General features: G+C 72.1%; 19 protein-coding genes and 1 pseudogene. 11 read left to right on the top strand and 9 right to left on the bottom strand.

The window, feature by feature from the left end; translation table 11 throughout:
* Positions 1–15 precede the first annotated feature (15 nt).
* Positions 16–2868, top strand: a complete 2853-nt coding sequence (gcvP, locus tag G6N10_RS05320; RefSeq protein ID WP_234810509.1) for an aminomethyl-transferring glycine dehydrogenase — start codon at positions 16–18, stop codon at positions 2866–2868.
* 63 nt (positions 2869–2931) lie between these two features.
* Here the strand turns inward: gcvP and G6N10_RS05315 are convergent, their stop codons facing one another.
* From G6N10_RS05315 to G6N10_RS05305, 3 genes are read right to left on the bottom strand one after another with little or no spacing between them, the layout of a single operon-like run.
* On the bottom strand, positions 2932–3201 hold the full coding sequence (locus tag G6N10_RS05315; protein ID WP_085094779.1) for a YdeI/OmpD-associated family protein: 270 nt from the start codon (positions 3199–3201) through the stop codon (positions 2932–2934).
* Positions 3202–3258: 57 nt separating this feature from the next.
* Positions 3259–3726, bottom strand: a complete 468-nt coding sequence (locus G6N10_RS05310) for a DUF2231 domain-containing protein (protein ID WP_085094781.1) — start codon at positions 3724–3726, stop codon at positions 3259–3261.
* A gap of 49 nt (positions 3727–3775) precedes the next feature.
* Positions 3776–4156 (bottom strand): phage holin family protein, encoded by a 381-nt coding sequence (locus G6N10_RS05305; protein WP_085094783.1) that lies wholly within the window; start codon positions 4154–4156, stop codon positions 3776–3778.
* Between the two features lie 272 nt (positions 4157–4428).
* Here G6N10_RS05305 and G6N10_RS05300 point away from each other — a divergent pair, with 272 nt between their 5' ends.
* Entirely contained in the window at positions 4429–4872 is a 444-nt protein-coding gene (locus G6N10_RS05300; protein ID WP_085094785.1) for a universal stress protein, read from the top strand.
* A gap of 94 nt (positions 4873–4966) precedes the next feature.
* Here the strand turns inward: G6N10_RS05300 and G6N10_RS05295 are convergent, their stop codons facing one another.
* Entirely contained in the window at positions 4967–5644 is a 678-nt protein-coding gene (locus tag G6N10_RS05295) for an MBL fold metallo-hydrolase (RefSeq protein ID WP_085094787.1), read from the bottom strand.
* Between the two features lie 106 nt (positions 5645–5750).
* On the opposite strand from G6N10_RS05295, the pseudogene uvrA reads away from it, so the two are divergent.
* A pseudogene (gene uvrA / locus G6N10_RS05290) lies at positions 5751–8660 on the top strand (excinuclease ABC subunit UvrA); the annotation flags it as partial.
* Between the two features lie 562 nt (positions 8661–9222).
* On the opposite strand, the gene G6N10_RS05285 reads toward uvrA, so the two are convergent.
* The 4 genes from G6N10_RS05285 to G6N10_RS05270 all read right to left on the bottom strand — a co-directional run bounded on the left by G6N10_RS05285 (position 9223) and on the right by G6N10_RS05270 (position 14857).
* The gene (locus G6N10_RS05285) at positions 9223–10617 is read right to left on the bottom strand and encodes an alpha/beta hydrolase (protein WP_085094853.1); all 1395 of its coding nucleotides are present in this window, start codon (positions 10615–10617) and stop codon (positions 9223–9225) included.
* 148 nt (positions 10618–10765) lie between these two features.
* Positions 10766–14077 (bottom strand): bifunctional lysylphosphatidylglycerol synthetase/lysine--tRNA ligase LysX, encoded by a 3312-nt coding sequence (gene lysX / locus G6N10_RS05280; RefSeq protein WP_163742235.1) that lies wholly within the window; start codon positions 14075–14077, stop codon positions 10766–10768.
* 72 nt (positions 14078–14149) lie between these two features.
* Positions 14150–14485, bottom strand: a complete 336-nt coding sequence (locus G6N10_RS05275) for a hypothetical protein (protein ID WP_109750464.1) — start codon at positions 14483–14485, stop codon at positions 14150–14152.
* A gap of 18 nt (positions 14486–14503) precedes the next feature.
* Positions 14504–14857: a DUF1844 domain-containing protein gene (locus G6N10_RS05270; RefSeq protein ID WP_085094791.1), complete on the bottom strand. Its 354-nt coding sequence runs from the start codon at positions 14855–14857 to the stop codon at positions 14504–14506.
* Positions 14858–15079: 222 nt separating this feature from the next.
* Here G6N10_RS05270 and infC point away from each other — a divergent pair, with 222 nt between their 5' ends.
* From infC to G6N10_RS05245, 5 genes are all read left to right on the top strand, one after another.
* The gene (gene infC / locus G6N10_RS05265; protein WP_109750465.1) at positions 15080–15742 is read left to right on the top strand and encodes a translation initiation factor IF-3; all 663 of its coding nucleotides are present in this window, start codon (positions 15080–15082) and stop codon (positions 15740–15742) included.
* Positions 15743–15786: 44 nt separating this feature from the next.
* The gene (rpmI, locus tag G6N10_RS05260) at positions 15787–15981 is read left to right on the top strand and encodes a 50S ribosomal protein L35 (RefSeq protein WP_085094795.1); all 195 of its coding nucleotides are present in this window, start codon (positions 15787–15789) and stop codon (positions 15979–15981) included.
* Between the two features lie 63 nt (positions 15982–16044).
* Positions 16045–16434, top strand: coding sequence for a 50S ribosomal protein L20 (rplT, locus tag G6N10_RS05255; protein WP_085094797.1), 390 nt, complete (start codon positions 16045–16047; stop codon positions 16432–16434).
* A gap of 2 nt (positions 16435–16436) precedes the next feature.
* Positions 16437–17228 (top strand): TrmH family RNA methyltransferase, encoded by a 792-nt coding sequence (locus G6N10_RS05250; protein WP_407664017.1) that lies wholly within the window; start codon positions 16437–16439, stop codon positions 17226–17228.
* Positions 17229–17384: 156 nt separating this feature from the next.
* Positions 17385–18278 (top strand): adenylate/guanylate cyclase domain-containing protein, encoded by an 894-nt coding sequence (locus G6N10_RS05245; RefSeq protein WP_085094801.1) that lies wholly within the window; start codon positions 17385–17387, stop codon positions 18276–18278.
* Positions 18279–18354: 76 nt separating this feature from the next.
* On the opposite strand, the gene G6N10_RS05240 is transcribed toward G6N10_RS05245, so the two are convergent.
* Positions 18355–19935, bottom strand: a complete 1581-nt coding sequence (locus G6N10_RS05240) for an FMN-binding glutamate synthase family protein (protein WP_085094803.1) — start codon at positions 19933–19935, stop codon at positions 18355–18357.
* Between the two features lie 183 nt (positions 19936–20118).
* Between G6N10_RS05240 and pheS the strand changes: the two genes are divergently transcribed.
* The 3 genes from pheS to G6N10_RS05225 are packed head-to-tail and all read left to right on the top strand — an operon-like array spanning position 20119 to position 24299.
* Positions 20119–21177, top strand: a complete 1059-nt coding sequence (gene pheS / locus G6N10_RS05235; protein ID WP_085094805.1) for a phenylalanine--tRNA ligase subunit alpha — start codon at positions 20119–20121, stop codon at positions 21175–21177.
* Positions 21177–23684: a phenylalanine--tRNA ligase subunit beta gene (pheT, locus tag G6N10_RS05230; protein WP_085094807.1), complete on the top strand. Its 2508-nt coding sequence runs from the start codon at positions 21177–21179 to the stop codon at positions 23682–23684. Before pheS ends, pheT begins: the two co-directional genes overlap by 1 nt.
* Positions 23685–23723: 39 nt before the next feature.
* Complete coding sequence (locus tag G6N10_RS05225; protein ID WP_085094809.1) at positions 23724–24299, top strand: hypothetical protein; 576 nt, start codon at positions 23724–23726, stop codon at positions 24297–24299.
* Positions 24300–24348 lie beyond the last annotated feature (49 nt).

Raw genomic sequence — 24348 nt, 5'->3', positions numbered from 1 at the left:
CCGCCCGTGACCGATCTGCCCGCCACCGCGTCCGTCGCCCGCTTCGTCGACCGCCACATCGGTCCCGACGCCGCCGACCTGGCCGCGATGCTCGACGTCATCGGGGTCGCCTCGCTCGACGAGCTGGCCGCCAAGGCCGTCCCGGCCGGCATCTTCGACACCCTCGGTGCCGGGGGCCTGGCCCCCGGCCTGGCCGAGCTGCCGCCGCCGGCCACCGAGCATCAGGCGCTCGGCGAGCTGCGCGAGCTGGCCCGGGCCAACACCATCGCGGTGTCGATGATCGGGCAGGGCTACTACGACACCCTGACCCCGCCGGTGCTGCTGCGCAACATCGTGGAGAACCCGGCCTGGTACACCGCCTACACGCCGTACCAGCCGGAGATCAGCCAGGGCCGACTGGAGGCGCTGCTGAACTTCCAGACCATGATCGCCGACCTGACCGGCCTGGACCTGGCCAACGCGTCGATGCTCGACGAGGCCACCGCGGCCGCCGAGGCGATGACGCTGATGCACCGGGTCGGCAAGGGCAAGCGGCAGCGACTGCTGGTGGACACCGACGTGTTCGCCCAGACCGCCGCGGTGCTGGCCACCCGGGCCGAGCCGCTCGGCATCGAGATCGTCACCGCCGACCTGCACGCCGGGCTGCCCGACGGGCTGGCCGCCGGCGAGTTCTTCGGCGTCATCGCCCAGCTGCCCGGCGCCAGCGGCCGGGTCACCGACTGGTCGGCGCTGGCCGAGGCCGCGCACCGCGCCGGTGCGCTGCTGGCGATCGGGGCCGACCTGCTGGCCGCCACCCTGATCACCTCGCCCGGCGAGATGGGCGCCGACGTGGCGTTCGGCTCCTCGCAGCGGTTCGGCGTGCCGATGGGCTTCGGTGGCCCGCACGCCGGCTACCTGGCCGTGCACGACCGGCACGCCCGCCAGCTGCCCGGCCGGCTGGTCGGGGTGTCGGTGGACGCCGACGGCGCGCCGGCCTACCGGCTGGCGCTGCAGACCCGTGAGCAGCACATCCGCCGGGACAAGGCGACGTCCAACATCTGCACCGCGCAGGTGCTGCTGGCCGTCGTCGCGGCGATGTACGCCAGCTATCACGGCCCCGACGGGCTGGCCGCGATCGCGGCCCGGGTGCACGGTCATGCCGCGCGGATCGCCGCGGCGCTCGGGCCGGCCGTCGTGCACGACAACTTCTTCGACACCGTGCTGGTCCGGGTGCCCGAGCGGGCCGACGCCGTGATCGCCGCGGCCAAGGCCCGCGGCATCAACCTGTGGCGGGCCGACGCCGACCACGTGTCGCTGTCCTGCGACGAGGCCACCAGCGACGCGCACGTGGCCGCCGTGCTGGAGGCGTTCGGCGCCGAGCCGGCGGCCGCCGCGCCGGCCGGTGGCCCGGAGCCGGCCCGGACCTCGTCGTACCTGACCCACCCGGCGTTCCACGACTACCGCACCGAGACCTCGATGATGCGCTACCTGCGGGCGCTCTCGGACAAGGACCTGGCGCTGGACCGCACCATGATCCCGCTGGGGTCGTGCACCATGAAGCTCAACGCGGCCGCCGAGATGGAGCCGATCACCTGGCCCGAGTTCAGCCGCCAGCACCCGTTCGCCCCGGCCTCGGACACCCCGGGCCTGCGCAAGCTGATCGCCGACGTCACCGACTGGCTGACCCTGGTCACCGGCTACGACGCGGTGTCGCTGCAGCCCAACGCCGGCTCGCAGGGCGAGTACGCCGGCCTGCTGGCGATCCACGCCTACCACGGCGCGCGCGGCGAATCGCACCGCGACATCTGCCTGATCCCGTCCAGCGCGCACGGCACCAACGCGGCCTCGGCGGCGCTGGCCGGGATGCGGGTGGTGGTGGTCGGCTGCCGGGAAAACGGCGACGTCGACCTCGACGACCTGCGGGCCAAGATCGCCGAGCACGCCGCGAACCTGTCGGCGATCATGATCACCTACCCGTCCACGCACGGGGTGTTCGAGCATGACATCACCGACATCTGCGCCGCCGTGCACGACGCCGGCGGCCAGGTCTACGTCGACGGGGCGAACCTGAACGCGCTGGTCGGGCTGGCCCGGCCGGGCCGGTTCGGCGGCGACGTCAGCCACCTCAACCTGCACAAGACGTTCTGCATCCCGCACGGTGGCGGCGGGCCGGGCGTCGGCCCGGTCGCGGTGCGCGCGCACCTGACCCCGTACCTGCCCGGGCACCCGATGGCTCCCGGGCTGGCCGGCGGCGCGCCGGTGTCGGCGGCGCCCTACGGGTCGGCCTCGATCCTGCCGATCACCTGGGCCTACATCCGGATGATGGGCGCGGCCGGGCTGCGCGAGGCGACGCTGACCGCGATCGCCTCGGCCAACTACATCGCCCGGCGGCTCGACGAATACTTCCCGGTGCTCTACACCGGCGAGAACGGCATGGTCGCCCACGAGTGCATCCTGGATCTGCGCGGCATCACCAAGGACACCGGCGTCACCGTCGACGACGTGGCCAAGCGGCTGGCCGACTACGGTTTCCACGCCCCGACGATGAGCTTCCCGGTGGCCGGCACCCTGATGGTGGAGCCCACCGAGAGCGAGAGCCGGGCCGAGATCGACGCGTTCTGCGAGGCGATGATCGCCATCCGCGGGGAGATCGACAAGGTCGGCGCCGGCCTCTGGCCGGTCGAGGACAATCCGCTGCGCGGCGCCCCGCACACCGCCGAGTCGCTGCTGGTCGCCGACTGGGCGCACCCGTACACCCGCGAGGAGGCGGCCTACCCGCTGGGCGCCGGCTACCGGCCCAAGGTGTGGCCGCCGGTGCGGCGCATCGACGGGGCGTTCGGGGACCGCAACCTGGTCTGCGCCTGCCCGCCGGTGGCCAGCTACAGCTGAGCCGGCGGGCCGGGCGGTGCGCCGCGCCACCTCGAGCAGTACGCGTACCCGCTGTGGCGCCGGCTAGGGCTTTCCGGTCCGCTCCCGGTGCGCGCAGCCCGGCCAGCAGCACGGCCGGCGCTTGCCCTCCTCCAGCTCCTCCTGGGTGCGGCGGATGCGGCGGGCGCGGGTGGCGGCCTGCTTGGCGTCGGTCACCCAGCAGATGAACTCGTTGCGGGCCAGCGGGGTGATGTCGCGCCAGGCGTCCAGGGCGACCGCGTTGGCGCCGAGCGCGGCGGCCAGGTCGTCGGGCAGGTCGTGCACGACGCCGCCGGGAATGCTTGCCGGACTCACCGGGCCCAGGGTAGCCGCTGTGCCGGTCCGGCTCGGCGGATCGGCGCGATCGGGAGGTCAGTCGCCGTCGGCCGAACTGCCCGACACCACCTCGCCCCAGGCGGCCTCGGCGCCGCTCTCGCCGATCCGCATCAACTGCGCGGCCGCCCCGACGCTCAGCGCGACGACGACGACGGCCACCAGGACCGCGGGCACCGTCGGCATCGCCCACCGGTGCAGCACCGCGACCAGAATCGCGGCGATGACCAGCGCGATCGCGACGTACAGCATGGTCTTGCCGAGGTCCTCGTGCCGCTCCAGCGCCTCCGAGCCGGTCACCCGGTCCTCCAGCCACTCGCCCGCCTCCATGGTCAGCGGCGTGAGCACCGCGGTGACCGCCGCCAGGGTCAGGGTGAGCCACACGAAGCGGCGCCGAGCGGCCGGCCACACCGCGCACAGAATCGCCAGGATCGCCGTCAGGGCCCCCAGGACGAGGGTGAAATGGACGAGCAGGACATGGGCCGGCAGGCCGTTGAGCGTCGACATGCGGCTGACGGTAGTCGGGTTGCCCGGGCCCCGTCCGCCGGTTGGCGAACTACCCCCTGACCAGCGTGGACAGCCCCCAGCTGACCAGTGACAGCACGATCGCACCCCAGATCGCCTGCCACCAGAACGGGTCCACCTGCAGTCCCCAGTGCGTGGTGTGCTCGGTGATCCAGGAGGTGATCCACAGCATCAGCGCGTTGATCACCACGTGAATCAGGCCCAGCGTCAGGATGTAGAGCGGGATCGCCAGCAACTGCACGATCGGTTTGATCACCGCGTTGACCAGACCGAAGATCACCGCCACCACGAAGATGATGCCGACCCGCGCGGCGGTGCTGTCGCCGCCGACAAAGCTGACACCCGGCACGATCAGCGACACCACCCACAGTGCGACGCCGACCAGCGCGGTGCGGAGCAGAAAATCACCCATAGCCCGATCTTGGCACGACCGCGGCGGTGATGTGGCCGGGGCGACAACACCGGCCGGCGAAATCGCAGGTCACCGGCGAGCCTGCGACGCCGATCACCTGTCGGCAAGCTCACGTCCGGGCCGCGTCGGCGGCGAACACCCTGCTCGATGCGGTAATCCCGGGGCGGCGGGGGCGTACGCCGTGTCGGAATTGACCGCCTTGCGGCGCCCAAGGGGTTAATGTTTCGGATTGGCTGTGCAAACTTATGCATCAGAATTCATGGAGGTTATGGATGAGCGGCTACAAGACCGTGTTGGTCGGCACGGACGGCTCGGACTCGTCGCTGCTTGCCGTGGAGCGGGCCGGTGCGCTCGCCTCGGGCGAGGGCTCGAAGGTGGTCATCGCGACCGCCTACTTCCCGACCCACGACGACTCGCGCGCGGCCGACATCCTCAAGGATGAGGGCTACAAGATGACGGGCAACGCCCCCATCTACGCCATCCTGCAGGAGGCCACCGAGCGGGCCAAGGCCGCAGGCGCGTTCGCGGTCGAGGAGCGCGCCATCGTCGGCGCCCCGGTCGACGCCCTGGTCGAGCTGTCCGGCGACATCGACGCCGACCTGCTCGTCGTCGGCAACGTCGGCCTCAGCACCATCGCCGGCCGGCTGCTCGGCTCGGTTCCGGCGAACGTGGCCCGCAAGGCCAAGTGCGACGTGCTGATCGTCCACACCAGCTGACCCGTCGTACCCCGCCCCGCCGCATCCCGGTGATCCGGCGGGGCGGTGTCATACCCGGCGGTGTCATACCCGGCGGTGTCATACCCGGCGGCGCTCACCAGCCGCGGGTGCGCCATTCCTGCAGGTGCGGGCGCTCGGCGCCCAGCGTGGTGTCGTCGCCGTGGCCCGGGTAGATCACCGTGTCGTCGCCGTAGCGGTCGAACAGCTTGGTGCTGACGTCGCCGAGCAGTCGCTCGAAGTCGCCGTCGGCCCAGGTCTTGCCGACGCCGCCGGGGAACAGGCAGTCGCCGCTGAAGATCTGGGTGACCCCGCCGGTGGCGTCGCCGCCGAGCGCCAGCGCCACCGAACCCTCGGTGTGACCGCGCAGGTGGATGGCGGTGAAGCGCAGGTCGCCGACCTCGATGGTGTCGCCGTCGGCGACCAGCCGGTCGGGCCGCACCGGCAGCCCGCCGGCGTCGAGTTCGTGCGCGGCGGTCGGGGCGCCGGTGGCCGCGGCGACGGCCTCCAGCGCCTGCCAGTGGTCCAGGTGCTGGTGACTGGTCAGGATCAGCGCGACATCGGGGGCGTCCTCGGCGATCACCGCGCGCAGCGTGTCGGCGTCGTTGGCGGCGTCGATCAGCAGCGTCTTGCCGGTGTTTGCGCAGCTGATCAGGTAGGCGTTGTTGTCCATCGGGCCGACCGAGAGCTTGATGATGGTCGCGCCGGGCAGTCGGCGGCGTGCGCCGGTGCCCGCATCGACGTGGCCGGTGTAGCTGTCCGAGACGACGGTCATGGGCGTAGAGATTACTTGTCGGGGCCGCCGCCTAGCATGGACGGCGGGCTATTGCAGGCTTTCGTCCGGGCAGATCAAAAGCCCGGGCAGATCGGAGATGGAATCGGTGGCAGACCGGCTGATTGTCAAGGGTGCGCGCGAGCACAACCTGCGCAGTGTCGACCTTGATCTGCCCCGCGACGCCCTCATTGTGTTCACCGGGCTGTCCGGCTCCGGGAAGTCCTCGCTGGCCTTCGACACGATCTTCGCCGAGGGTCAGCGCCGCTACGTCGAATCGCTGTCGGCCTACGCCCGGCAGTTCCTCGGCCAGATGGACAAGCCCGACGTCGACTTCATCGAGGGGCTGTCCCCGGCGGTGTCCATCGACCAGAAGTCCACCAACCGCAACCCGCGCTCGACGGTCGGCACCATCACCGAGGTCTACGACTACCTGCGCCTGCTGTACGCCCGCGCCGGGACCCCGCACTGCCCGGTCTGCGGTGAGCGGATCGCCCGGCAGACCCCGCAGCAGATCGTCGACCAGGTGCTGGCGATGGACGAGGGGCTGCGCTTCCAGGTGCTCGCGCCGGTGGTCCGCACCCGCAAGGGCGAGTTCGTCGACCTGTTCGACAAGCTCAACACCCAGGGCTACAGCCGGGTCCGGGTGGACGGGGTGGTGCACCCGCTGACCGATCCGCCGAAACTGAAGAAGCAGGAGAAGCACGACATCGAGGTCGTCGTCGACCGGCTGGCGGTCAAGGCGACCGCCAAGCAGCGGCTCACCGATTCGGTGGAGACCGCGCTGAACCTGGCCGACGGCATCGTCGTGCTGGAGTTCGTCGACCGCGCCGACGACGACCCGCACCGCGAGCAGCGGTTCTCCGAGAAGCTGGCCTGCCCCAACGCGCACCCGCTGGCCGTCGACGACCTGGAACCGCGGTCGTTCTCGTTCAACTCGCCCTACGGCGCCTGCCCGGAGTGCGTCGGCCTGGGCATCCGCAAGGAGGTCGACCCGGAGCTGGTGGTGCCCGACCCGGACCTCACCCTGGCCGAGGGCGCGGTGGCCCCGTGGTCGATGGGCCACACCGCCGACTACTTCACCCGGATGATGGCCGGGCTGGGCGAGTCGATGGGCTTCGACGTCGACACCCCGTGGCGCAAGCTGCCGGCCAAGGCCCGCAAGGCCATCCTCGACGGCTGCGACGAGCAGGTGCACGTCCGCTACAAGAACCGCTACGGCCGGACCCGGTCCTACTACGCCGACTTCGAAGGCGTGCTGGCCTACCTGCAGCGCCGGATGGAACAGACCGAATCCGAGCAGATGAAGGAGCGGCTCGAGGGCTTCATGCGGGACGTGCCGTGCCCGCAGTGCCAGGGCACCCGGCTCAAGCCGGAGATCCTCGCGGTGACGCTGACCGCCGGGGAGCTGGGCGCCAAGTCGATCGCCGAGGTCTGCGCGCTGTCCATCTCGGACTGCGCGGAGTTCCTCAACACCCTGACCCTGGGCGCGCGCGAGGCCGCGATCGCCGGGCAGGTGCTCAAGGAGGTGCAGTCCCGGCTGGGGTTCCTGCTCGACGTCGGGCTGGAATACCTGTCGCTGGAACGCGCAGCCGGCACCCTGTCCGGCGGCGAGGCGCAGCGCATCCGGCTGGCCACCCAGATCGGCTCCGGCCTGGTCGGGGTGCTCTACGTGCTCGACGAGCCGTCGATCGGACTGCACCAGCGCGACAATCGGCGGCTGATCGAGACGCTGACCCGGCTGCGCGACCTGGGCAACACGCTGATCGTCGTCGAGCACGACGAGGACACCATCGCCTCCTCGGACTGGGTGGTCGACATCGGCCCCGCCGCGGGCGAGCACGGCGGCACCGTCGTGCACAGCGGGCCGTACGCCGAGCTGCTGGCCAACCCGAACTCGATCACCGGGGCCTACCTGGCCGGCCGGGAGAGCATCGACGTGCCGCAGATCCGCCGGCCCGTCGACCACTCCCGGGCGCTGACGGTGGTCGGGGCGCGTGAGCACAACCTGCGCGACATCGACGTGGCGTTCCCGCTCGGGGTGCTGACCGCGGTCACCGGGGTGTCCGGGTCGGGCAAGTCGACGCTGGTCAATGACATCCTGGCGACGGTGCTGGCCAACAAGCTCAACGGCGCGCGGATGGTGCCGGGCCGGCACACCCGGATCAACGGGCTGGACCGGGTGGACAAGCTGGTGCGGGTCGACCAGTCGCCGATCGGGCGGACCCCGCGGTCGAACCCGGCCACCTACACCGGGGTGTTCGACAAGATCCGCACCCTGTTCGCGGCGACGACGGAGGCCAAGGTCCGCGGCTATCAGCCGGGCCGGTTCTCCTTCAACGTCAAGGGCGGGCGCTGCGAGGCCTGCTCGGGCGACGGCACGCTGAAGATCGAGATGAACTTCCTGCCCGACGTGTACGTGCCCTGCGAGGTCTGCCACGGCGCCCGGTACAACCGGGAGACCCTCGAGGTGCACTACAAGGGCAAGACCATCGCCGAGGTGCTGGACATGTCCATCGAGGAGGCGACCGGGTTCTTCGAGCCGATCAGCTCGATCCACCGCTACCTCAAGACGCTGGTCGACGTCGGGCTGGGCTACGTGCGGCTGGGCCAGCCGGCCCCGACGCTGTCTGGCGGCGAGGCGCAGCGCGTGAAGCTGGCTGCCGAGCTGCAGAAACGCTCCACCGGGCGGACCGTGTACATCCTCGACGAGCCGACCACCGGGCTGCACTTCGAGGACATTCGCAAGCTGCTGAAGGTGATCAACGGGCTGGTCGACAAGGGCAACTCGGTGATCGTCATCGAACACAACCTCGACGTGATCAAGACCGCCGACTGGCTGATCGACATGGGGCCCGAGGGCGGTTCGGGCGGCGGCATGGTCGTCGCCGCGGGCACCCCCGAGGACCTCGCGGCGGTGCCGGCCAGCTACACCGGCAAGTTCCTGGCCGAGATGCTGGCCGGTCGCGGCGCGGTCGCGTCGACGGGGGTGGCGGCTACTGCGCCGGCTGCCACGGCGACGGCCGCTGTGAAGGCGGTGCCTGCGACCGCTGCGAAGGCGACGGCGACGTCAGCACCTGCGCCGGCCGTGAAGGCTGCTGCGAGGTCGGCTGCCAAGGCGGCTGCTGCTGTGACGTCAGCACCTGCGCCAGCCGCGAAGACGGCGTCGAAGGCTGCCGTGAAGAGGGCGTCGAAGACCGCGTCGGCCGCCAAGAAGGCCCCGCGCAAGACCACCGCGTCGAAGACGTCCTGAGCCGCCTTCGGAAACGACCGCCCGGCCGCCCGGCCCGTACTGTGTGAAAATATTTTCACTCTCGCGCTCGACAGTGAAAATATTTTCACACACGAGATCGCGGGCTGGCGGGGGAGCAGCGGGCGCGCGGGGGGAGGCTGTCGCTCGGGGTGAGACGGTGTCGCTGCCGCCGAGAATCCGTCGCTCATAGCCGGGCACTCAGCCCCTACGTCCGAATGTGGGGCCCGTGGTCCAGTTGAGGCTGCCGGGGCTGCGTGGACGCCTGAGCCGACGAGCCCCGCGCAGCGCCCCGTGACGTGCAACGTGGCGAGCCCGCGCTGCGCCCCGCTTACCGCCCCGCGGCCTCCACCGGCCGCGGCGCCGGATCCGGCGTCACCTCGGAGTAGCCGACCGGCACCCGGTCGACGCCCGGGGTCCCGAGCACCCCGGCCAGCCACGGCAGCGACGCCTTGAACGCCGCCGCGGCGTAGGGCCAGTCGTGCCGGCCGGGCTGCTCGACGACCGCGCAGTCGATGCCGTTGGCCCGGCCCAGCCCGCACAGCGTCTGCGCCGCCAGCAACTGGTCGGAGGCGCCCGGCAGCGTCCCGGCCGCGGCATTGATGATCGCCGGGCCGTGCGCGGTCCGGCTGGTGCCGTTGACGTCGAAGCGACCGGAGATCCCGGCATAGCGTCCGTGCCGGCTCATCACCGTCGCCGGGTCGAACGACGCCGCCGCGGCCCGGTCCCCGTTGTACAGCCGGCGCAGCGTCTGCTCCGGGGTCCCGGCGTTCGGGGCGATGTCCCCGGCGATGTTCTCGAACGCGCTGAACTTGTCCGGGTGCATGGTCACCAGGTCGACGGCGCAGGTGCCGCCCATCGACCAGCCCGCCACCCCCCAGTTGGCGGCGGCGGCGCTGACCTGGAACCTCGAGATCAGGTACGGTCGCACGTCGTTGACCAGGTGGTCGGCGGCGCGGCCGCGGGGGCCGTTGACACATTCGGTGTCGTTGTTGAACTGGCCGCCGGAGTCCACGAACACCAGCACCGGCGCGTTGCCGTCGTGCGCGGCGGCGAACGCGTCGACGGTCTCGATCGCCGCCCCGGTTCGCAGCCAGTCGCCCGGCGTGTTGAACTCGCCGCCGATCATCATCACCGTCGGCAGCGCGGGCGCGGGCACACTGCCGAACCAGGCCGGCGGCAGGTACACCAGCTCGTCGCGATGCCTGAACCCAGACCCGTCGGCGGGGATGTCGACCTTGAGCACGCTGCCCCTGGCCGGCAGCGTCTTGGTCCGCGCCGCCGTCGCGGCCAGCGCGGACACCGTCCCCTCATCGGTCTGGTCCGGCAGCGGCCCGGCGGTCAGCTGACTCCACGCGGTCTGCACGGTGGGGAAGTAGCCCACCCACAGGTTGAGCGCCAGCCCGGCGCTGAGCAGGCACAGCGGCACCGCGCACACCGCCGCGGCGCGCCGCCACCAGCGCGAACCGGGCCAGCCGGCCACCAGCACCACCGCGGCCAGGCCGGTCAGCGCGGTCCAGATCCACAGCCCGCGCGGGGCCGGGTCGCCGGCGTAACCGCCGCTGGAGATGTAGGACCGGGCGAACAACGCGAGCCCGACGCCGACGGCCGCGGCGACCGGCATGCTCAGCAGCCACCACCGCCGGGTGCGCATCCGCAGCCCGACCGCCAGCACCAGCGCCACCGCGGCCAGCACCTGCGCGGTCACCGGAATCCAGCCGTGCATCAACGAGATGTGCTGCCGAAAAACCTGCGGCACATCGGCCAGCAGGGTCACGCCGGTGGTGGGGGTCACGGCCTCATCCTGAACCGGCAAACTTGCCGGTCGCTGTGAGAGCGCTGCGAACCGATAAGGCCGCCGCGCCCCAGCTGAATCAGCGCGGTTTGGCCAGCGGAAACGGCAGCGTCTCCCGGATGCTGCGGCCGGTGATCAGCATGACCACCCGATCCACGCCCATGCCGAGCCCACCGGTCGGCGGCATCGCGTACTCCAGCGCCTGTAGGAAGTCCTCGTCGAGCTCCATCGCCTCCGGATCCCCGCCGGCGGCCAGCAGCGACTGCTCCTGCAGCCGGCGCCGCTGCAGCACCGGGTCGGTCAGCTCGCTGTAGGCGGTGCCCAGCTCGACTCCCCAGGCCACCAGGTCCCAGCGCTCGGCCAGCCCGGGCCGGCTGCGATGCGGCCGGGTCAGCGGCGACACCGACGCCGGGAAGTCGATGTAGAACGTCGGCGCCTCGGTGCGGTCCTCGACCAGATGCTCGTACATCTCCAGCACCACCGCCCCGGCGTCCCAGCCGTCCTGATAGCCGATGCCGGCCGCGTCGCACCACCGGCGCAGGGTGGCCAGATCGGTACCCGGTTCGACGTGCTCGCCGAGGGCCGCCGACACCGCGTCGTGCACCGCGATGACCGGCCACTGCCCGGAGATGTCGACCGGGCACAGCCGGCCGTCGGCGTCGGGCCGCAGCACCGTCGCGCTGCCGTTGGCGGCGATCGCCGCGTTCTGGATCAGGGCCCGGGCACCGTCGATCCAGCTGCGGTAGTCGGCGTGTGCCTGATAGGCCTCCAGCAGGGTGAACTCGGGGTTGTGGCTGAAGTCCACGCCCTCGTTGCGGAACGCCCGGCCGAGCTCGAACACCCGCTCCACCCCGCCCACGCACAGCCGCTTGAGGTAGAGCTCGGGCGCGATCCGCAGGTAGAGGTCCAGGTCGTAGGCATTGATGTGGGTGCGGAACGGTCGGGCGTTGGCACCGCCGTGGATCTGCTGCAGGATCGGCGTCTCCACCTCCAGGAACCCGTCGTCGAACAGGGTGTCGCGGATGGCGCGCAGGATCTGGCTGCGGGCGGTGATCAGGGCGCGCGAGTCCGGATTGACCGCCAGGTCGACGTAGCGGGCCCGAACCCGGGCCTCCGGATCGGTCAGGCCCTTCCACTTGTCCGGCAGCGGGCGCAGGCACTTGCCGATCAGCCTCCAGCCGGTCACCAGCAGCGACCGGGTGCCGTTGCGGCTGACGCCGATGGTTCCGCTGGCCTCGACCAGATCGCCGAGATCGATCGCGCCGGTGAAGTCCTGCACCGGGCACCCGGCGCTGTCGTCCAGCAGCAGCTGCACCTCGCCGGACCAGTCGCGGACCTGCGCGAACAGCACACCGCCGTAGTCGCGCATCCGCAGGATGCGGCCGGCGACGGTCACCGCGGTCCCGTCGGCGGCGGCCAGCGCCTGCTCGACGGTGTGACTGGGCGGTTCGCCGGCCGGGTAGGCGTCGACGCCGCGGCGGGTCAGCTCCTGAAGTTTGGCCATCCGCACCCGCACCTGTTCGGGCAGCCGCCGGCCGTCGGCGCCGACGGCCGGGTCCTCGGTGCCGTGATCGGCCGTCGGCGCCTCGGCTGCCACATTGCGCGGCACCGTCGAGTGCTGGCCGGTGTGCTGCTCGTTGCGGCGGCTGAACGGCAGGACCAGGAATCCCTCGGCGATCACCGAGGCCACCCCGACCCGGGGGACCAGCCGAGCATCGGAGTAGCAGAAGTAGCGCGGCACCCATTCCGGGCCGTACTTCATGTTGGACCGGTACAGCGACTCCAACTGCCACCAGCGGGAGAAGAACATCAACAATCGCCGCCACAGCCGGGCCACCGGACCGGCCCCCAACTGAGCCCCCTCCTCGAAGGCGGACCGGAGCATGGCGAAGTTCAGTGAGATCCGGGTGATGCCGAGGCGTTCGGATTGCAGCGCGAGTTCGCTGACCATCAGCTCGATGGTGCCGTTGGGGGACTGCCGGGAGCGCCGCATCAGGTCCAGCGACACCCCGGTGGCGCCCCACGGCACCAGCGACAGCATCGCCACCACCTCCCCGGCCACCTCCCCGGCCACCGCCCCGTCGGCCACCTCCCGGACCGCCTCCACCAGCAGACAGTCGCCGTCGTCGGGGTCGCCGAGCCGGCCCAGCGCCATGGAGAAGCCACGTTCGGTCTCGGTGTCGCGCCAGGCGTCGGCGTGCCCGATCACCTCGGCCAGCTGCGCGGGGCTCAGGTCGCGGTGCCGCCGGATCCGCACGGTCAGCCCGGCGCGCCGGGCGCGGGTGACGGCCTGGCGAACCGGCGCCATCTCCGGTCCGGACAACTTGAACCGGTCCGGGTGCAGGATCGCCTCGTCGCCGAGCTCCAGGGCGTTGACGCCGGCGTCGTGGAAGGCCTTGGCCCCGGCCGCACTGGCGCCCATCACCCCGGGGGCCCAGCCGTAGCTGCGGCACAGCCGCAGCCATTCGGCGATGGCCGCCGGCCAGGCCCGCCGGTCGCCGACCGGATCGCCGCTGGCCAGGCAGACCCCGACCTCCACCCGGTAGGTGATGGCGGCCCGGCCGTTGGGGGCGAACACCACCGACTTGTCCCGGCGGGTGGCGAAGTAGCCCAGCGAGTCGTCTTTGCCGTACTGGTCCAGCAGTGCCCGGATGGCCGTCTCGTCGTCGCCGGTCAGCGCGTTGTCGGCGCGCTGGGAGCGGAACAGCACGATCGCGGCGACCATCAGCGCCAGCGCCCCGAACAATCCCAGCAGGGCGTTGACCCAGATGTGGGTGTGCCCGTCGAAGGCATCGTTGCCGAAGCCGGAGAAGGCCACCACCCGGTTGACGACGTACGGCAGCCGGTCGGCACGGGTCAGCGTGCCGGGGAACAGCTCGACCAGCCCCCAGCCCAGGCCGATCCCGACGGCCATTCCCGCGATCAGCGTCGCGACGGCCTTGACCAGCGCCGCGCGCCGCACCCGGGCCCAGAACTGGCGGTAGGCCAGGCCAACGAGGATCAGGGCGACGATCTGGGTGGCCAGGCCGATGATCTCGCCGGCTTCCTGCACGGCGCCCTCGTGGGCGTCACCCAGGCCGGCGATGTTGAGGATGATCGAGGCGGCCAGGTAGCCCACCAGGATCCACCAGGCGATCCGCTTGCGGGCGCCGAGCGCGGCGGCCAGCAGCGCCAGCACGAAGGCCCAGGCGAAGCTGGTGTCGGGGAAGTTGAAGATGTAGTCGTTGACGTACTCGCGCGGTACCTCGATCACCGACCGGAACAGCGGGGACACGCTGGCGATCAGCGACAGGGTGGCGATCACGCCGATGAACGCCGCGACCGCGGCGGGCACCCAGGCGAAGCTGCCCCCGGTGCGGCCGGCCTGCGGCGGGGGACTGACGGACCTCATGAGCAGCGAGGATATGCCGCCGCGCTGGGAGTTATGGCCGGCCGCGCCGACCGGGAGCGGTGGTGTCGAGGCTCAGGAGTCCTCGGCGGCCTTCATCGACCGCCGGATCTGCTCCAGCTTCTCGGTGGCGGCCTGCTGGCGGGCGTCGAACTGCTCCTCGACGCGCCGGCCCTCGGGGGTTTCCGACGCCAGCTCGGTGGCGCCGACCGACGTGCCGAACCGGGTTTCGATCTTCTCCCGGACCATCTCGAAGGTCGGCACGCCGCGGGCGTCGTAACCGGCGTCTGCCGGCAACGCGCCGGTCTCGACGGGCTCGAACACGACCGCCGCGTCGACGATCGTCGCTTCCAGGGGTTCGACGGCGTCGTCGACGACCTCGGGTGCCGAGGGAACATCGTCAGCGGGCATGACGCCACGCTACCCGTCTCACCAGACCGGGCCGGTGTACTTCTCGCCCGGACCGTGACCCGGTTCCTCGGGGTCGACGCTGGCCTCCCGGAAGGCCAGCTGCAGGCTCTTGAGCCCGTCGCGCAGCGGCCCGGCGTGCGGGCCGAGGTATTCCAGCGAGGCGGTGACCAGGCCGGCCAGCGCGGTGATCAGCCGGCGGGCCTCGTCCAGGTCGCGGTGCGGGCTGTTGTCGGGATCCTCAGCGGACAGCCCGATCTTCTCGGCGGCCGCGCTCATCAGCATCACCGCCGAGCGGGTGATCACCTCGACGGCGGGGATTTCGGCGAGTTCCCGGACCGGGGCCTGGTCTTCGATTCTCGGATCATCGGTCATGGCTGCTAGACTCCCATGTGCGACCGTCCCGGTTCCCGCCAGGACAGCAAGTGGAGTCCCAACTCCCACCGCTCACCCCCGGTGCAGCGGTCCGGTCACCGGCATCGACAGATGCCAGGTTCCGCTCCCGATTATCGCGGGTGCGGGCGGCTGACGCCGCGACTGGTCGGCATTGGGCCCTGCTTCGGCAGGGCTTTTCTGTTCATCCGAACAGCATTGCCGGTGGAGCGATCCCACTGGCTTCCGGCCCCGGCCCGGTCCGACACAGACAGACCGAGCCAGGGAGGCCACATCAGCACTGAGACCCGCGTCAACGAGCGCATTCGTGTACCTGAAGTTCGCTTGATCGGCCCCGGTGGGGAGCAGGTGGGCATCGTGCGCATCGAAGACGCACTCCGCGTCGCCGCGGATGCCGATCTGGACCTCGTCGAGGTTGCCCCCGACGCCAGGCCGCCGGTCTGCAAGATCATGGACTACGGCAAGTTCAAGTACGAGACCGCGCAGAAGGCGCGCGAGTCCCGGAAGAACCAGCAGCAGACCGTGGTCAAGGAACAGAAGCTGCGGCCCAAGATCGACGACCACGATTACGAGACCAAGAAGGGTCACGTGACGCGCTTCCTGCAGGCCGGGTCGAAGGTCAAGGTGACCATCATGTTCCGCGGCCGCGAGCAGTCCCGCCCCGAACTGGGCTTCCGGCTGCTGCAGCGACTGGGTACCGATGTCGCCGAGTACGGGTACATCGAGACCTCCGCGAAGCAGGACGGCCGCAACATGACCATGGTGCTGGCCCCGCACCGCGGGGCCAAGACCCGCGCCCAGGCCGCCGAGCAGTCCGGCGGACAGGCCGGCGGACCGGCCGGCGACGGGAACGCCACCGGGTCCTAGCACCCGCCCCAGAACTCCACACTCCAACAACCCGAAGGACAGCCATGCCCAAGGCCAAAACCCACAGCGGAGCCTCCAAGCGGTTCCGTCGTACCGGCACCGGCAAGATCGTGCGCCAGAAGGCCGGCCGCCGGCACCTGCTCGAGCACAAGGCGTCGAAGCGGACCCGTCGTCTCGACGGCCGCACCGAGGTTTCCGCCAACGACCACGCGCGGATCAACAAGATGCTCAACGGCTGACGCCGCGAGCACTCGTACCCGAATCCGTAGACCAGCAGTCACCGACGAACAGGAAATACCCCAATGGCACGCGTGAAACGGGCGGTCAACGCCCAGAAGAAGCGGCGCAGCGTCCTCAAGGCATCCAAGGGCTACCGCGGTCAGCGGTCCCGGCTCTACCGCAAGGCCAAGGAACAGCAGCTGCACTCGCTGACCTACGCCTACCGCGACCGCCGCGCCCGCAAGGGTGAGTTCCGCAAGCTGTGGATCTCCCGCATCAACGCCGCGGCCCGCGCCAACGACATCACCTACAACCGGCTGATCCAGGGCCTGCGCCTGGCCGGTGTCGAGGTGGACCGCAAGAACCTGGCGGAGATCGCCGTCAGCGACGCCGCCGCGTTCACCGCGCTGGTCGAGGTCGCCCGCGCCGCCCTGCCGGCCGACGTCAACGCGCCCTCCGGAGAGGCGGCCTGAGCCTGACGGCCCAGCCGGCACTGACCGAACGTTCGGCCCGGGTGGTCGCGGCAGCCAAGCTGCTGCGGCACCCGGGCCGAAAACGTGCCGGGCGCTTTCTCGCCGAGGGACCCAATCTGGTGCAGGGCGCCCTGGCCCGCGGCCTGGCGCTGGAGCTGTTCGCCACCGCGGAGGCCGCCGAGCGGCACGCCGACCTGCTGGCCGGCGCGCCGATCCCGGTGCACCCGGTCACCGCGCGGGCGGCAAAGGCGCTCTCGGAGACCGTCACCCCGCCCGGCCTGGTCGCGGTCTGCGCGGTCCCCGACACCACGGTCGCCGACCTGTCCGAACCTCGGCTGGTGCTGGTGGCCGTCGGGCTGTCCGAGCCGGGCAACGCCGGCACCATGATCCGCACCGCGCACGCCATGGGCGCCGACGCGGTGGTGCTGGTCGGGCACAGCGTCGACCCGTACAACGGCAAATGCCTGCGGTCCTCGGCCGGCAGCATCTTCGGCATCCCGGTGCTGGTGGAGCCCGACGCGGACGCCGCGCTGGCCGCGCTGCGCGCCGCCGGCCTGCAGACCCTGGCCACCACGCTCGACGGTGAGATCGACCTCGATGACGCCGACGGGCTGCTGGCCGCCCCGACCGCCTGGGTGTTCGGCCCGGAGGCCCACGGCCTGCCCGGCGCGTTGGCCGCGGCGGCCGATCACCGCGTCCGGATCGCGATGCCCGGCGACGCCGAGAGCCTCAACGTCGCCTCGGCGGCGGCGATCTGCCTGTACCTCAGCGCCCGCGCGCGCCGCCGCCGGTGACCGACGCCGGCGCGCGGCGGACAACGCGGCGTAGCTCACCCCGGCACCCCGACGGCGCCGACGCCAGCGGCTTGACCAGCCCGTTTCCGATCGGGCCGGACGCGCCGGGGGCCACCGGCGCTGGCCGGCCCCGGGGGCACCACCTACCCTGACCGAGTGGATCTGCAACCTCGCGAGGACGACGCCGACGCGGGCACCGGTGCCCTCGCGCGGCCGGAGCCGGCGGCGGGGAGCGCGGTCGCCTCGGCCGCGGCGTGGCTGGCCGGCACCAACCACAATCCCGCCCTGGTGTCCTTCATCCGCCGCGCCCGCCGGATGCTGCCCGGTGATCCGGAGTTCGGGGACCCGCTGTCCACCGCCGGCGACGACGCCCCCAGCACCGCGGCCCGCGCCGCCGACCGGTTCATCCGGGACCGCGAGGCGGCCTCCCGCGAGGTCGGCCTGGCCGGCCTGCAGGTCTGGCAGGCGGTCGCCGGGCTGGTCTCCCGCACCCCGTCCAACGCCGAGGTCACCATCGTGTTCACCGACCTGGTCGGCTTCTCCACCTGGTCGCTGGCCGCCGGTGACGACGCCACCCTGCGGCTGCTGCGCAAGGTGGCCGCGGCCATCGAGCCGCCGCTGCTGGACCGCGGCGGGCACATCGTCAAGCGGATGGGCGACGGGCTGATGGCGGTGGTCCGCCGGCCCGACGTCGCGCTGGCCGGGGTGCTGGCCGCCAACGACGCGCTGGCCGAGGTGCAGGTCGACGGCTACACCCCACGGATGCGCGCCGGCCTGCACACCGGGCACCCGCAGCGGATCGGCGGGGACTGGCTGGGCGTCGACGTCAACATCGCCGCCCGGGTGATGGAGCGCGCCAGCCGCGGCGGCGTGATGATCTCCGGGGACACCCTGGACCGGATCGCGCCCGAGCAACTCGACGCGCTGGGGGTGCGGCCGAAGAAGGTGCGCAGGCAGCTGTTCACGGCCAAGCCCAGCGGGGTGCCCGACGGGCTGCTGATGTACCGGCTGCAGCCCACCGCCCGGCACGCCGTCGACGACGACGACTGAGGACGACGACTGAGGACGACGACGACTGAGCCCGCCGACTGAGCACGCCGCCTGGGGAAGGCCGCGTGAGCCGCGCTCAGACGAACGCGTCGGGGCGGGCGCGTTCCCAATCGTCGCGCCAGGGCTTGGGCGGATGGCTGAGCAGTTCGCCGTCGTCCAGCCAGTCGTAGAGCTCGGCGTAGCTGGCGGTGCGCCGGCTGTCGATCCGGCGGTGCAGCATGGCCGGGGTCAGTTCGGCGAAACCGCCCAGGCCCATCGACGCCACCAGCTGGGCCGCGCTGGCCACGGTGGCCTTCTGGAAGTTGTACACCCGGGCCGACTTGTCCGGCACGTCGATGGCGCGGGAGCGCTCCGGGTCCTGGGTGGCCACGCCGGTCGGGCAGGCGTTGGTGTGGCATTTGCGGGCCTGGATGCAGCCGACGGCGAACATCATCGCGCGGGCCGCCAGGGTGAAGTCGGCGCCCTGAACGACCCGGCTGACGATGTCGAAGCCGGTGGCCACCTTGCCGGAGGCGCCGATCCGGATGCGCCCGCGCAGCCCGACCCCGACCAGCGCGTTGTGCACCAGCATCAGCCCCTCGGTCAGCGGCAGGCCGACGAAGTCCTCGAATTCCTGCGGGGCCGCGCCGGTGCCGCCCTCGGCGCCGTCGACGATGATGAAATCCGGGGTGATCCCGGTCGCCAGCATGGCCTTGCAGATGGACAGGAACTCGCTGCGCGCGCCGACGCACAGCTTGATGCCCACCGGTTTACCGCCGGAGAGCCGGCGCAGCGTGGCGATGAACTCGACCAGCTCCAGCGGCGTGCCGAACGCGCTGTGGGTGGGCGGGGAGATGACGGTCTGTCCGACCGGCACGCCCCGGGTGGCGGCGATCTCCTCGGTGACCTTCGCCCCGGGCAGCACGCCGCCCAGCCCGGGTTTGGCGCCCTGGGACAGCTTGATGGAGATCGCCTTGACGGCCGGGGTGGCGGCCTTGGCCTCGAACAGCTCCGGGTCGAAGGCACCCTCGGCGGTCCGGCAGCCGAAGTAGGCCGAGGCGATCTCCCAGATCAGGTCCCCGCCCGGCTTGAGGTGGTACGGGCTCATCCCGCCCTCGCCGGTGTCGTGGGCGAAGCCGCCGCGGGCGGCCCCGGCATTGAGCGCCTCGATGGCCTGGGCCGACAGCGCCCCGAAGCTCATCGCCGAGACGTTGAGCAGCGCGATGTCGTAGGGCTGGGTGCAGTCCGGGCCGCCGAGGCGGACCCGCGGGGCCGGCTCGGTGGCGAACCTGGCCCGCAGCGAGTGCGGCACGAACTCGTGGTTGGGTTCGTAGACGTCGCGCTGGGTGCCGAACGGCTCCTCGCTCTTGGTGCCCTTGGCCCGCTCGTAGACGATGTCGCGGATCTCCCGGGCGAACGGGGTGTCGGCGGTGTCAGATTCGATGAAGTACTGCCGGATCTCCGGGCGCAGCTCCTCCATCAGGAAGCGGGCGTGCCCGAGGATCGGGTAGGCCCGCAGGATCGCGTGCCGGCGCTGCAGCAGATCGTGGGTGCCCAGCGCGGCGAGCAGCAGCAGCGGCACCGCGACGGCCACCCACCACGGGCTGGCCGTCAACGCCAGCCACAATGCGGTGGCCCCGACGATCCAGATCACCCCGATGGGCAGCGCGCGCTTCATGGCGCGAGGGTAATCGCGGACCCCGCGCCGATCCGGGCCAGGAGAACCTAACCCGCCCAACCCGTCGCCGGGTGCGACGACGGCGGCCCATTAAGATTCGCAGCTGGAACCCCGCGGCACCAGCACCGGTGCGGCGGGCCGCCCGCGCGCGCCGCGGGCCCGTAGCGAAGGAGAGACCCCAGCGTGGGTGAGGAATCCGAGAAGGACCCCGGTCAGGGCCTGACCGAGGAGTCGCTGGCCGCGGCCGTCGCCGCCGCCGTCGCCGCCTTCGGCGCCGCCGCCGACCTGCCGGCACTGGCGGCCGCCAAGACCGAACACCTCGGTGACCGGGCCCCGCTGGCGCTGGCCCGGCAGGCGCTGGCCACCCTGCCCAAGACCGACCGCGCCGACGCGGGCAAGCGGGTCAACACCGCCCGCACCGCCGCCAGCGCCGGCTACGAGGACCGGCTGGCCGCGCTGCGCGCCGAGCGCGACGCCGCGGTGCTGGTCGCCGAGCGTATCGACGTCACGCTGCCGTCGACCCGCGCCCCGCAGGGCGCCCGGCACCCGATCACCATCCTCGCCGAGCACGTCGCCGACACCTTCGTCGCGATGGGCTGGGAACTGGCCGAGGGCCCCGAGGTGGAGACCGAGCAGTTCAACTTCGACGCGCTGAACTTCGGCCCCGACCACCCGGCCCGCAGCGAGTCCGACACCTTCCACATCGCCCCGGAGGGCTCCCGCCAGGTGCTGCGCACCCACACCTCGCCGGTGCAGGTCCGCGCGCTGCTGGCCCGCGAGCTGCCGGTCTACATCGTCTCGATCGGCCGGACCTTCCGCACCGACGAGCTGGACTCCACCCACACGCCGGTGTTCCACCAGGTCGAGGGGCTGGCGGTGGACCGCGGCCTGACCATGGCGCACCTCAAGGGCACCCTGGACGCGTTCGCCCGCTCGGAGTTCGGGCCCAGCGCCCGCACCCGGATCCGGCCGCACTTCTTCCCGTTCACCGAACCGTCGGCCGAGTTCGACGTGTGGTTCGAGGGCAAGAAGGGCGGCCCCGGCTGGGTGGAATGGGGTGGCTGCGGCATGGTCAACCCGAACGTGCTGATCGCCGCGGGCATCGACCCGGGGAAGTACTCCGGCTTCGCCTTCGGGATGGGCCTGGAGCGCACCCTGCAGTTCCGCAACGGCATCCCCGACATGCGCGACATGGTCGAGGGTGACGTCCGGTTCTCGCTGCCGTTCGGGGTGGGTGTCTGATGCGACTTCCCTACAGCTGGCTGCGCGAGACCGTCCGGGCCGGTGCCCCCGACTGGGACGCCACGCCCGCCGACCTGGAGCAGGCACTGATCCGGATCGGCCACGAGGTCGAGGACATCATCACCCTCGGGCCGGTGACCGGGCCGCTGACGGTCGGCCGGGTCGCCGAGATCGAGGAGCTCACCGAGTTCAAGAAGCCGATCCGGGCCTGCAAGGTCGACGTCGGCGAGCCCGAGCCCCGGGACATCGTCTGCGGCGCCCGCAACTTCGGCGTCGGGGACCTGGTGGTCGTCGCGCTGCCGGGCGCGGTGCTGCCCGGCGACTTCGCCATCGCCACCCGCAAGACCTACGGCCGCACCTCCGACGGGATGATCTGCTCGGCCGCCGAGCTCGGGCTGGGCACCGACCACTCCGGGATCATCGTGCTGCCGGCCGGCACCGCCGCGCCGGGGGATTCCGGGCACGACGTGCTCGGCCTCGACGACGTGGTGTTCGACCTGGCCATCACCCCGGACCGCGGCTACGGGTTGTCGGTGCGCGGCATCGCCCGGGAGGTCGCCTGCGCCTACGATCTGCCGTTCGCAGACCCGGCCGAGGTCCCCGCCCTGCCGGCCGACGGCGAGGCCTGGCCGCTGCGGGTGGACCCGGCCACCGGGGTCAGCCGGTTCGCGCTGCGCCCGGTCACCGGCATCGACGCCGCCGCGGTCTCGCCGTGGTGGCTGCAGCGCCGGCTGCTGCTGAGCGGCATCCGGCCGATTTCGGCGGCCGTCGACGTCACCAACTACGTGATGCTCGAGCTGGGCCACCCCATGCACGCCCACGACCGGGCCAAGATCCGCGGCGGGCTGGCGGTCCGGTTCGCCGAGCCGGGGGAGCGGGTCACCACCCTCGACGACGTCGAACGCCGACTGGCCCCGGCCGACGTGCTGATCGTGGACGACGCCGCGACCGCCGCGATCGGCGGGGTGATGGGCGCCGGGAACACCGAGATCGACCCCGGCAGCTCCACCGACGTGCTGCTGGAGGCCGCGGTGTGGGATCCCGCCGCGGTGTCACGCACCCAGCGCCGGCTGCACCTGGTCAGCGAGGCCGGCCGCCGCTACGAACGCGCCGTCGACCCGGCGGTCTCGGTCGCCGCGCTGGACCGGTGCGCGGCCCTGCTGGCCGACATCGCCGGCGGCACCGTCGAACCGACCCTGACCGACTGGCGCGGCGAGCCGGCGCGCACCGACTGGCGTCCGGCGCCGGTGCGGATGCCCGCAGACCTGCCCGACCGGATGGCCGGCATCGGCTACCCGGACGGCACCGCGGTCACCCGGCTCACCCAGATCGGCGCGGAGGTGACCGTCGACGGCGACGACCTGGTGGTCACCCCGCCGAGCTGGCGCCCCGACCTGGTCGGCCCCGCCGACCTGGTCGAGGAGGTGCTGCGGCTGGAGGGGCTGGACAAGATCGATGCGGTGCTGCCCACCGCGCCGGCCGGCCGCGGCCTGACCGCCGCGCAGCGCCGCCGCCGCGCGGTCGGCAAGACGCTGGCGCTCACCGGCTTCGTCGAGGTGCTGACCAGCCCGTTCCTGCCGGCCGGGATCTTCGACAGCTGGGGCCTGGCCGACGACGACGCGCGCCGGCGCACCACCGGGGTGCTCAACCCGCTGGAGGCCGACCGACCGGAGCTGGCCACTACGCTGCTGCCCGCGCTGCTGGAGGCGCTGGGCCGCAACGTGGCCCGCGGTGCGGTCGACGTGGCGCTGTTCTCCATCGCGCAGGTGGTGCAGCCCGGTGCCGGCACCGGCGCCGTCGCGCGGATCCCGACCGACCGCCGACCCACCGACGCCGAGATCGCCGCGCTGGACGCCTCGCTTCCGGCCCAGCCGGTGCACGTGGCCGCGGTGCTGGCCGGCCTGCGTGATCCCCGCGGCCCGTGGGGGCCCGGCCGCGCGGCCGACGCCGCCGACGCCTTCGAGGCGGCCCGGGCGATCGCCCGGGCCTGCCGCGTCGAGGTCCGGTTGCGCGCCGCCGACCCGCTGCCCTGGCATCCGGGCCGCTGCGCCGCGGTGTACGCGATCGACCCGGTCACCGGGGACGAGCGGCTGGTCGGCCACGCCGGTCAGCTGCACCCGGCGGTCGTCGAGCGCGCCGGGCTGCCCAAGGGCTGCTGCGCCCTCGAGCTGGATCTGGATGCCGTTCCGGTCGCCGAGGCGCTGCCCGCGCCGCGGGTGTCGCCGTTCCCTGCGGTCTTCCAGGACGTCAGCCTGATCGTCGAGGATGCGGTGCCCGCCGCCGACGTGATCGACGCGGTGCGCGAGGGTGCCGGGCCGCTGCTGGAGGCCGTCGAGCTGTTCGACGTCTACACCGGCCCGCAGATCGGGGCGGGCCGCAAGTCGCTGACCCTGGCGCTGCGGTTCCGGGCGCCGGACCGCACCCTGACCGAGGACGACGCCAGCGCCGGGCGCGACGCCGCGGTGGCCACGGCGGCCGCGCGGCTCGGGGCCACCCAGCGCGGCTGAGCGCCCGTCGTCGTCACTTCAAGCAGGAGGTATCCCGCAATGGATCAACGCGCCCGTCACACCGCGGCCGTCGCTGCCCTGGTGGCGCTGGCGGTGGCCGGCTGCTCCGGCGGTGAAACCGCCACCGCCGTCACCGAGACGGTGACCGTCACCCAAACCGTCGAGAACACCGTCACCGTGACCGGCAGCCCGACGAGCGCGCCCGCACCGGCCACGACGACGAGTACCTCGGCCGCGCCGGTCATCGACCAGGTGCAGATCGTCACCACCGATCTCGGTGGTGGGCGGGTCGGACCGGATCGCTACCAGCTGGACCGCACCTATTCCCACAGCACGCCGACGGTCAACGTCAAGTACGGCTGGTCGGCGTTGCAGGGCGGCACCGAGATCGGCGGCAGCAGCTGTACGGTCGTGGCCACCGTGACGGGTCCGGGGGACTACAGCCACACCGAGCACACCGATGCGTGCAGCCGCAGCGCCAGCAGCATCAGGGGCAAGTCGATCGGGCTGACCGCCACCGGTACCTACACAATCACGGTGTCCGTCACGCCGAAGGACGGTGCGGAATTCACCGGCACCAGCACCCTCGAGGTGATTCCGATGGACAACCCGTAAAACTCAGCTCGAATGAACTTGCAACTGACTGCATAACAATGCAAAATGC

Origin of the sequence: Mycolicibacterium fallax (assembly GCF_010726955.1) — a bacterium.
Lineage (GTDB): Bacteria > Actinomycetota > Actinomycetes > Mycobacteriales > Mycobacteriaceae > Mycobacterium > Mycobacterium fallax.
This window is presented reverse-complemented; position numbering and strand designations above follow the sequence as displayed.

Bases quoted from the DNA above. Each gene is read 5' to 3' on its own strand.
- G6N10_RS05310 (WP_085094781.1), bottom strand. From the start codon at position 3,726: ATGTCGACGCTCAACGGCCTGCCGGCCCATGTCCTGCTCGTCCATTTC.
- G6N10_RS05305 (WP_085094783.1), bottom strand. From the start codon at position 4,156: ATGGGTGATTTTCTGCTCCGCACCGCGCTGGTCGGCGTCGCACTGTGG.
- G6N10_RS05300 (WP_085094785.1), top strand. From the start codon at position 4,429: ATGAGCGGCTACAAGACCGTGTTGGTCGGCACGGACGGCTCGGACTCG.
- G6N10_RS05295 (WP_085094787.1), bottom strand. From the start codon at position 5,644: ATGACCGTCGTCTCGGACAGCTACACCGGCCACGTCGATGCGGGCACC.
- G6N10_RS05285 (WP_085094853.1), bottom strand. From the start codon at position 10,617: ATGCACGGCTGGATTCCGGTGACCGCGCAGGTGCTGGCCGCGGTGGCG.
- lysX (WP_163742235.1), bottom strand. From the start codon at position 14,077: ATGAGGTCCGTCAGTCCCCCGCCGCAGGCCGGCCGCACCGGGGGCAGC.
- G6N10_RS05275 (WP_109750464.1), bottom strand. From the start codon at position 14,485: ATGCCCGCTGACGATGTTCCCTCGGCACCCGAGGTCGTCGACGACGCC.
- G6N10_RS05270 (WP_085094791.1), bottom strand. From the start codon at position 14,857: ATGACCGATGATCCGAGAATCGAAGACCAGGCCCCGGTCCGGGAACTC.
- rpmI (WP_085094795.1), top strand. From the start codon at position 15,787: ATGCCCAAGGCCAAAACCCACAGCGGAGCCTCCAAGCGGTTCCGTCGT.
- rplT (WP_085094797.1), top strand. From the start codon at position 16,045: ATGGCACGCGTGAAACGGGCGGTCAACGCCCAGAAGAAGCGGCGCAGC.
- G6N10_RS05240 (WP_085094803.1), bottom strand. From the start codon at position 19,935: ATGAAGCGCGCGCTGCCCATCGGGGTGATCTGGATCGTCGGGGCCACC.
- pheT (WP_085094807.1), top strand. From the start codon at position 21,177: ATGCGACTTCCCTACAGCTGGCTGCGCGAGACCGTCCGGGCCGGTGCC.
- G6N10_RS05225 (WP_085094809.1), top strand. From the start codon at position 23,724: ATGGATCAACGCGCCCGTCACACCGCGGCCGTCGCTGCCCTGGTGGCG.